At 60.9% G+C, this 7,326-nt stretch carries 9 protein-coding genes and 1 other RNA gene; 1 reads left to right on the forward strand and 9 read right to left on the reverse strand.

Annotation, left to right across the window (positions count from 1 at the left end; genetic code table 11):
* Window positions 1–45: 45 nt before the first annotated feature.
* Both mdtI and BUE21_RS07370 read right to left on the reverse strand, forming a co-directional pair.
* On the reverse strand, window positions 46–375 hold the full coding sequence (gene mdtI / locus BUE21_RS07365) for a multidrug/spermidine efflux SMR transporter subunit MdtI (RefSeq protein ID WP_073356043.1): 330 nt from the start codon (window positions 373–375) through the stop codon (window positions 46–48).
* Between the two features lie 3 nt (window positions 376–378).
* Window positions 379–732 (reverse strand): DMT family transporter, encoded by a 354-nt coding sequence (locus BUE21_RS07370; RefSeq protein ID WP_234971079.1) that lies wholly within the window; start codon window positions 730–732, stop codon window positions 379–381.
* 102 nt (window positions 733–834) lie between these two features.
* Between BUE21_RS07370 and BUE21_RS07375 the strand changes: the two genes are divergently transcribed.
* Complete coding sequence (locus BUE21_RS07375; RefSeq protein ID WP_073356058.1) at window positions 835–1,737, forward strand: LysR family transcriptional regulator; 903 nt, start codon at window positions 835–837, stop codon at window positions 1,735–1,737.
* Here the strand turns inward: BUE21_RS07375 and rlmN are convergent, their stop codons facing one another.
* The 7 genes from rlmN to BUE21_RS07410 form a co-directional block, all read right to left on the reverse strand.
* A complete protein-coding gene (rlmN, locus tag BUE21_RS07380; protein ID WP_073356044.1) occupies window positions 1,738–2,886 on the reverse strand; it encodes a dual-specificity RNA methyltransferase RlmN in 1,149 nt (382 codons plus the stop codon).
* A gap of 396 nt (window positions 2,887–3,282) precedes the next feature.
* The gene (gene ndk, locus BUE21_RS07385) at window positions 3,283–3,708 is read right to left on the reverse strand and encodes a nucleoside-diphosphate kinase (RefSeq protein WP_073356045.1); all 426 of its coding nucleotides are present in this window, start codon (window positions 3,706–3,708) and stop codon (window positions 3,283–3,285) included.
* A gap of 171 nt (window positions 3,709–3,879) precedes the next feature.
* On the reverse strand, window positions 3,880–4,992 hold the full coding sequence (hisC, locus tag BUE21_RS07390) for a histidinol-phosphate transaminase (protein ID WP_073356046.1): 1,113 nt from the start codon (window positions 4,990–4,992) through the stop codon (window positions 3,880–3,882).
* A gap of 110 nt (window positions 4,993–5,102) precedes the next feature.
* Window positions 5,103–5,478: a transfer-messenger RNA gene (gene ssrA, locus BUE21_RS07395) on the reverse strand.
* A gap of 16 nt (window positions 5,479–5,494) precedes the next feature.
* The gene (locus tag BUE21_RS07400) at window positions 5,495–6,181 is read right to left on the reverse strand and encodes an HAD family hydrolase (protein WP_073356047.1); all 687 of its coding nucleotides are present in this window, start codon (window positions 6,179–6,181) and stop codon (window positions 5,495–5,497) included.
* On the reverse strand, window positions 6,178–6,894 hold the full coding sequence (gene ubiG / locus BUE21_RS07405; RefSeq protein WP_073356048.1) for a bifunctional 2-polyprenyl-6-hydroxyphenol methylase/3-demethylubiquinol 3-O-methyltransferase UbiG: 717 nt from the start codon (window positions 6,892–6,894) through the stop codon (window positions 6,178–6,180). Before ubiG ends, BUE21_RS07400 begins: the two co-directional genes overlap by 4 nt.
* A 53-nt stretch (window positions 6,895–6,947) precedes the next feature.
* The coding region (locus tag BUE21_RS07410; protein ID WP_143164453.1) for an RNA-guided endonuclease InsQ/TnpB family protein at window positions 6,948–7,326 on the reverse strand (379 nt) is incomplete at its 5' end.

A 7,326-nucleotide genomic window follows, 5' to 3' on the forward strand; every position in this document is an offset into this window, starting at 1 on the left:
CGCGGCACCTGAATGTCACAACCGCCATGGATGCAGGGCGGGCAGTCAGGCCAGCTTGAGCAGGGAAATGCCCACGACAATCGAGGCAATGCCCAGCCAGCCCGTGCGGCTGAGTTTCTGCTGGAACAGTATCAGTGCGGCAATGGTGGTCAGCAGAATGCCGGTACCGCCCCAGAGGGCATAGGCAATTGACAGATCAATGCCCTTGACCGCCTGGGACAGGGCCGTGAACGAGGCCAGGATACAGGCGATGCCCGACGCGCCCATCCACCGCCTGCGAAAGCCATCCGAGTATTTGATGAAGATATTGGCGGCCACTTCCAGGAAGATGGCCAGCGTCATGAACGCGTAGTGTATCCATTGGGCATTCTGCATGGTTCAGGCTCCTGTTTCTGCGGCGGTGGCCTTGGGGGTTCCCAGCGTCACCAGCACCACACCCAACAGCAGCACGCCCATGCCCAGCAGCTTCCACAGGCTGAGGCTTTCCCCAAACCAGCGCAGGCCGATGAGGGCAATGCTGAGCAGGCCCAGCGTCTCCCAGGTGGCGTAGGTCAATGCCATCGGCAAGTGCTTCATGGTGACGGCCAGAAAGCAGAACGACAGGCCAATCATCGTGTACATGAACAGCAGTGCCACCAGCGAGCCCGATTCGGCCACCAGTTTCATGACGGTCACACCCATCACCTCGGCGGCCACAGCAGCCAGCAGAAACAGCCAGGAACGCACCCACATAATCATTCTCTTTTGCAAAATAGGTAAATCATGCTGTCATTCTCCATCTGCTCAAGATATTCAAAAAGATAATATCCATCTCTGAAACAGATGGAGAGTGTCGTGCAATGGAATCTGGAGCAACTCAACCAGTTTGTGGCCAGCGTGGAGCATGGCTCCATCAGCGCGGCGGCCCGCCACCTGGGCAAGGCGCAGTCGGCGGTGAGCACGGCCATTGGCCTGCTGGAGGCCGATCTGGGCGTGGAACTGTTCGACCGCTCCAGACACCGCGCAACCTTGACCGATGCCGGCCAGGTGCTGTTGCGGGAAGCGCGGGAACTGCTGCGCCAGGCGCACGCGCTGGAGCAGCGTGCGCGGGCATTGACAGAGGAGGGTCAAGCCCGGCTGGCACTGGCCTTCGACGAAGCCTTGCCTTATGCCGCAGTCGGCACCCTGATCCGCGAGATCGCGCGGCGGGCGGCGCATCTGGAGCTGACCTTGCTCAATGGCACGGCCACCGAGGTGGCCGACTATGTGCGCCAGGGCCGTGCCGACTTGGCTTTTCACTTCGACCGGGGGCCGTTGCGCGACTGCTTCGATCAACGCCATCTGGGGGCATTGCCGCAGGGTGTGTTCGTTGCCAGCGGGCATCCGCTGCTGGAGAAGCAGCCCGTGCGGCGCAAGGATTTGGCACGTTACCGCCAACTGGTAATGCACGCCGAAGATGTGCAGGAAACCGCCTACAGCCCGAAGGTATGGCGTTCCGACAGTTTCTACAGCATTGCCGAAATGGTCGCGGACGATCTGGGCTGGGCGATTCTGCCCGTCAATATCGCCCAGTACCAGACCCTGCCCAAACCACTGCGCGCCGTCCACTGCCCTTCACTGGCCCTGCCATTGCTGTCGGTGCGGATGCTGTGGTTCCAGGGGCGGCCCCTGGGTGAGATGGCCCGGTGGACTGCGCACCGTTTTTCCCAGCTTTTGCAGGAACTGGCAGCACATGCGCAGCCGCCATCCCATGGCTGATTACGCCCCGGCAGCGGCAGGCACCAGCGCGATGGTGCGCTGGGCCTTCATGCGTTGGGCGGCATTGGTGCGATCCTGCACCTCACCAGCCAACTGGCCGCAGGCTGCGTCGATGTCGTCGCCACGGGTCTTGCGCACCGTGGTGACAATGCCGGCCTCGGAGAGCAGGCGCGCAAAGGTTTCCACCGCCTGGTTGCTGGAGCGCAGCAGGCCCGATTGTGGGAACGGGTTGAACGGAATCAGATTGAGCTTGCACCAGTTGCTGCCCTTGCCGTGGTGGTTGAGCAGGGCGATCAGTTGGCGCGCATGTTCGGGCTGGTCGTTCACACCGGCCAGCATGCAGTATTCAAATGTGATGAAGTCGCGCGGGGCGAACTCCAGGTAACGCTGGCAGGCATCGAGCAGGTCGGCCAGCGGGTATTTGCGGTTCAGTGGCACCAGGTCGTCGCGCAGTGGGTCATTGGGTGCGTGCAGGGACACGGCCAGGGCCACCGGGGCCTGTTGCGCGAGGCGATCCATCATCGGCACGATACCGGAAGTGGAAACAGTGACGCGGCGGCGCGAGAGACCATAGCCGTGGTCGTCGAGCATGGTCTGCAAAGCCGGAACCAGTGCCGTGAAGTTTTGCAGCGGCTCGCCCATGCCCATCATGACAATGTTGGTGATGACGCGCTCCCCGGTCTGGAAGCGTTGGCGCAGATGGTGCTCGGCCCACCAGAGCTGGGCGATGATCTCGGCGGTGCTGAGGTTGCGGCTGAAACCCTGGTGGCCGGTGGAGCAGAAACGGCAGCCCACCGCGCACCCGGCCTGGGAGGACACGCACAGCGTGGCACGGTCTTTCTCGGGGATGAATACCGCCTCGACGGCATTGCCCGCACCCACATCGAACAGCCATTTGATCGTGCCGTCGCTGGAAGCCTGTTCGGTGATGACCGGCAGTGCCTGCACCACGGCGCGGCTTTGCAGCTTGCTGCGCAGGGACTTTGCCAGATCGGTCATCTGCTCGAAGTCGGAGACACCGCGCTGGTGAATCCAGCGGTAGAGCTGTACGGCCCGGAATTTCTTCTCGCCCATCTGGTCGCAAAACTGCACCAGCCCTGGCAGGTCGAAATTGAGCAGATTGACGAGAGTGGGTGCGGTCGTGGTCATGAGATGGTTCTGTGCCCTGGCAGGGCGGTGCGAGAGAGTGGGATCGTCAGGAAAACGCTCCCCAAGAATACTATGTGTGGCCGAATGCGGCAATGCCTCGATGCGCGTTCTGCCATGACGAAAAACCGCACGGCGCAACACAGCACCGTGCGGTTGGAACCGGAGAGCAGGGGCAGCGAATGCCCCTATGAACAGGTTCTAAGAACGTGCTTACGATCTCGGCGCGAGTGCTGTTGTGCCTCAAGAACCGTAGCTGCAAGGCGAAAACCACAGCCGGGCTGGTGGCCCGGCGAGGATTTTCAACGCCGCAGATGCGGTTCTTGAGGTGCAACCCATAGGGTATGGCGTAGCCATACAGCTTCGGGACGAGATCGTAAGCACGTTCTAAGCCTCGGATTAACGCGAGTACACGTTCAGGCCAGCGAAGAAGAATGCGATTTCCACGGCAGCGGTTTCTGCTGCATCGGAGCCGTGCACGGCGTTGGCATCGATGCTGTCGGCAAAGTCGGCGCGGATGGTGCCAGCGTCGGCCTTCTTGGGGTCGGTTGCGCCCATCAGTTCACGATTCTTCAGGATGGCGTTCTCGCCTTCCAGCACCTGAATCACGACAGGGCCGGACACCATGAAATCCACCAGGTCCTTGAAGAAAGGACGCTCTTTGTGAACGGCGTAGAACTGCTCGGCCTCCAGGCGGGACAGGTGTGCCATGCGGGAAGCGATGATCTTCAGGCCAGCGTTTTCAAAACGGGTGTAGATTTGGCCGATGACGTTCTTGGCCACTGCGTCGGGCTTGATGATGGAGAGGGTGCGTTCGATTGCCATGATGAAAAAATCCCGGAAAAAGTAAGTGGGGAAATGAAAATGGATGCAGCAGTAGCACCAAGTCACATAACCGTAAAGGCCATGCGCAGGAACCACTTTTGCAAGAAAAGCCGCCCATTTTACCGTTTTGCTGTGCAGCATGGTTTTGGTTCGGGCGGATTTTTTGGTGGTTTATCGCTGGGGTGATGCGCCACCGTTTGAAGAAGCCAGAAACACATCCAGCGCATCCAGCAGGGCCTGGCTGTGTTCGGGTGTGCCGATGGTGATGCGCAGGAACTGGGCAATGCGCGGCTTGGCGAAATGCCGCACCAGCACGCCTTGCACCCGCAGTGCGGCAAAGATGTCGGCACCGGCATGGTCTGGATGGCGGGCAAACACGAAGTTGGTGGCCGATGGCAGCACCTCGAAACCGCGCTGGCGCAGTTGTGCGTTCAATTGTTCGCGGGTGCGCACAATGGCCTGCGTGCATTCGGTGAAGTAATTCACGTCCTCGTAGGCCGCTTGCGCCCCTGCCTGTGCCAGACGGTCCAGCGGGTAGGAGTTGAAGCTGTCCTTCACGCGGGTGAGGGCTTGCACCAGATGCGGCTGGCCGATGGCAAAACCCACGCGCAGACCGGCCAGGGAGCGCGATTTGGACAGTGTGTGCACCACCAGCAGGTTGGCGTACCGATTGACCAGCGCGATGGCCGACTCGCCACCAAAGTCCACATAGGCTTCGTCGATCAGAACCACCCGTTGCGGGAATGCCTGCAACAGTGCTTCTACCTGAGCCAATGGCAAGGCCACGCCGGTGGGGGCATTGGGGTTGGCAATGACCACGCCAGCCGACGATTCGCTGCCGATGGCCGCATAGTCGGCCACGCCGATCTGCCAGTCGGGGCGCAGGGCCACTGTCTGCGCGGGAATGTCGTAGAGCTGGCAATAGACCTGATAAAAGCTGTAGCTGATGTCTGGCATCAGCAACGGCAAGCCGCCATGCACGAAGAACGCCCGGAACGCATGGGCCAGCACTTCGTCCGAGCCGTTGCCCACGAACACCTGATCCGGCGTGATGCCATCAGCCGCATGGTAGTGGGCAATGGCCTGGCGCAGTGCCAGCGATTGCGGGTCGGGGTACAGGCGCAGATGCTCTGCGGCCTGGGCCATCGCCGGGGCGACGCGGGGCGAAGGCGGGTAGGGGTTCTCGTTGGTGTTGAGCTTGACCAGGTTGGCCACACGCGGCTGCTCGCCCGGCACATAAGGCTCCAGCGTGGCAATGCCATCACTCCAGAAGTGGGTGTTCACGGGAAGATTCCTTTCAGGCGAAAAATCTTTGCAATTTCACACAGGAAACTGTGCTGCCAGATGACAAAAGGCCACCTGCTGAGTGTCAGCGGGTGGCCTTGGCGAATCAGTGGTGGAGCTGGCGGGAATTGAACCCGCGTCCGCAAGCCTTTGCCGGGCAGTTCTACATGCTTAGTGGTCTGTTTTGATCTCGCCCCTCATGCCGCGCAGCCACACGCTGCACAAGAGGCCAGCATCCTTGAGTCTCGCCTTGCCCCAAGATGCCCGGAACAAGGCCAGCTGATGTGAATTACCTTGCAGCTAGAAGTCTTGCGACTTTTTTGCCCAGCCCATCAGCGTGCTGTTGCAAGGCTCACCGGATTTAAGCGGCGAGTGCGAAACGATCGTCGTTTGCAGTTAGTTTTTTGAATCGAGATTTACGAGCGTGACCCAAGCTCGACATGCGCCACTCCGAACCCGTACCCACGTCGAAACCAGGACAGCCCCAGAGGAACTTGCCATTCTACGCCAGATGCAGCAGATTGAGCAAGTCCAGTGGTTGGTCGATGCGCTGGTCGGCAGGCCAGTCCAGGGTGGCTTCGGGGCTGGGGATGAAGCCGTACAGTGCCGCGACGGTGCGCATGCCGGCACTTTGGCCAGCGAGCATGTCGCGCCGGTCGTCGCCGACGTAGATGGAGCGGGTGGGCGATACGCCCAGTCGCCGTGCCGCCTCCTGCAAGGGCAGGGGGTGGGGTTTGGCGTGTTCCAGGGTGTCGCCGCAGATGAGTATGGGCGCGTGGCGCAGTTCGGGCAGCGCGGCAATCAGTGGAATGGCGAAGCGTTCGGACTTGTTGGTGACGATGCCCCAGTGAATCTGGTGCTGTTCCAGCGTGCGCAGCAGCGCATCGACTCCCTCGAATGTGCGGGTCTGCTGACCCATGCACTGGGCGTAGAGGTCGTAGAAATCGGTGCAGAGCTGGTCGAATTCGGTGCTGTTCGGGTCGGTGTCGGGGAAGGCGGCGGTGAGGATGCCGCGCGCACCGCTGCCAATCAGCGGGCGGTACAGTGCCACCGGCAGGTTCGGCAGGTCGTGGTGCTGGCGCAGGATGTTGGCGGCCTGGCCCAGGTCTTCGACGCTGTCGATGAGGGTGCCATCGAGGTCGAACAGGACGGCTTCGGGTTTGTGGGGCAGCAGGGTGTGGGTGCTCATGCGGTGGCCTTTTGGGTGGCCAGCATGTAATTGACATCGGTGTTGTCGCTGAGCCAGTAGCGTTGGGTGATGGGGTTGTATTGCAGCCCCTTGCTGGTGTGCAGTTCCAGCCCGGCATCGCGGATGGAGCGCGCCAGTTCGCTGGGGGTGATGAACTTGGCGAATTCGTGGGTGCCGCGCGGCAGGATGTTGAGAATGTATTCCGCGCCCACGATGGCGAACAGCCAGGACTTGGGGTTGCGGTTGATGGTGGAGAAGAACACTGTGCCGCCCGGTTTGACCAGGCGCGCGCAGGCCTGCACCACCGAGGCGGGGCTGGGCACGTGTTCCAGCATTTCCATGCAGGTAACGATGTCGAAGCTCTCGGGCTGCTCGTCGGCCAGTGCTTCGACACTGACGTGGCGGTAGGCAAGGTTGGTGACTTCTGCTTCGAGTGCGTGAAGTTGTGCCACCTTGAGGGATTTTTCGGCCAGATCGATGCCCAGCACGCTGGCGGCATTCTTGCGGGCCATGGCTTCGCTGAGGATGCCGCCGCCGCAGCCTACGTCCAGAATGCGCTGGCCCTGGAGTGGGGCGATCTGGTCGATCCATTCCAGCCGCAGCGGGTTGATCTGGTGCAGTGGCCGGAATTCACCGGTGGCATCCCACCATTTGTGGGCGAGGTCCGAGAATTTCTTCAGCTCGGCACTGTCGGCGTTGGGTGTGTCTTGCATGGCTGGGAATTATGCACGATCGGGGAATGCCTGAATTTGACATCCTCCCCAGCCTAAAGGCAGGGGATTCCTCCAGCGAGACGGCAATGCCCTGCCGCGAGAATGTTCCGTGCTGCGTTCACGTCGCGCTCGTGTACCGCCCCGCAGTCGCTGCACGTCCATTCTCTTATTCCAAGACCTGCGATACCTTTGGGCCTCGACGGCGGCAAACCGCCACAAGCAGAACAGGTCTGGGTTGAATACGCTTCGTTCACTTCCTCAAAAACCACTCCGGCCTGATGGCACTTGTATTCCAAAGCGGTTTTCAATGACGACCAGCCCGCGTCCAGCGTGCTTTTGGCTATGCTGGTTTTGACAAGTTTTGCACTGGCCACGTCGCCCACGAAAATGGCGGCGTTGTTTTTTACAAGGTTCGTTGTGAACTTGTGAATT

Source organism: Lampropedia hyalina DSM 16112 (assembly GCF_900129055.1).
In the GTDB taxonomy this organism is placed as follows: domain Bacteria; phylum Pseudomonadota; class Gammaproteobacteria; order Burkholderiales; family Burkholderiaceae_C; genus Lampropedia; species Lampropedia hyalina.

What these genes read in the sequence shown, in the direction of transcription:
- mdtI (WP_073356043.1), bottom strand. Translation starts at nt 375, where the DNA reads ATGCAGAATGCCCAATGGATACACTACGCGTTCATGACGCTGGCCATC.
- BUE21_RS07370 (WP_234971079.1), bottom strand. Translation starts at nt 732, where the DNA reads ATGTGGGTGCGTTCCTGGCTGTTTCTGCTGGCTGCTGTGGCCGCCGAG.
- rlmN (WP_073356044.1), bottom strand. Translation starts at nt 2,886, where the DNA reads ATGACCACGACCGCACCCACTCTCGTCAATCTGCTCAATTTCGACCTG.
- ndk (WP_073356045.1), bottom strand. Translation starts at nt 3,708, where the DNA reads ATGGCAATCGAACGCACCCTCTCCATCATCAAGCCCGACGCAGTGGCC.
- BUE21_RS07400 (WP_073356047.1), bottom strand. Translation starts at nt 6,181, where the DNA reads ATGAGCACCCACACCCTGCTGCCCCACAAACCCGAAGCCGTCCTGTTC.
- ubiG (WP_073356048.1), bottom strand. Translation starts at nt 6,894, where the DNA reads ATGCAAGACACACCCAACGCCGACAGTGCCGAGCTGAAGAAATTCTCG.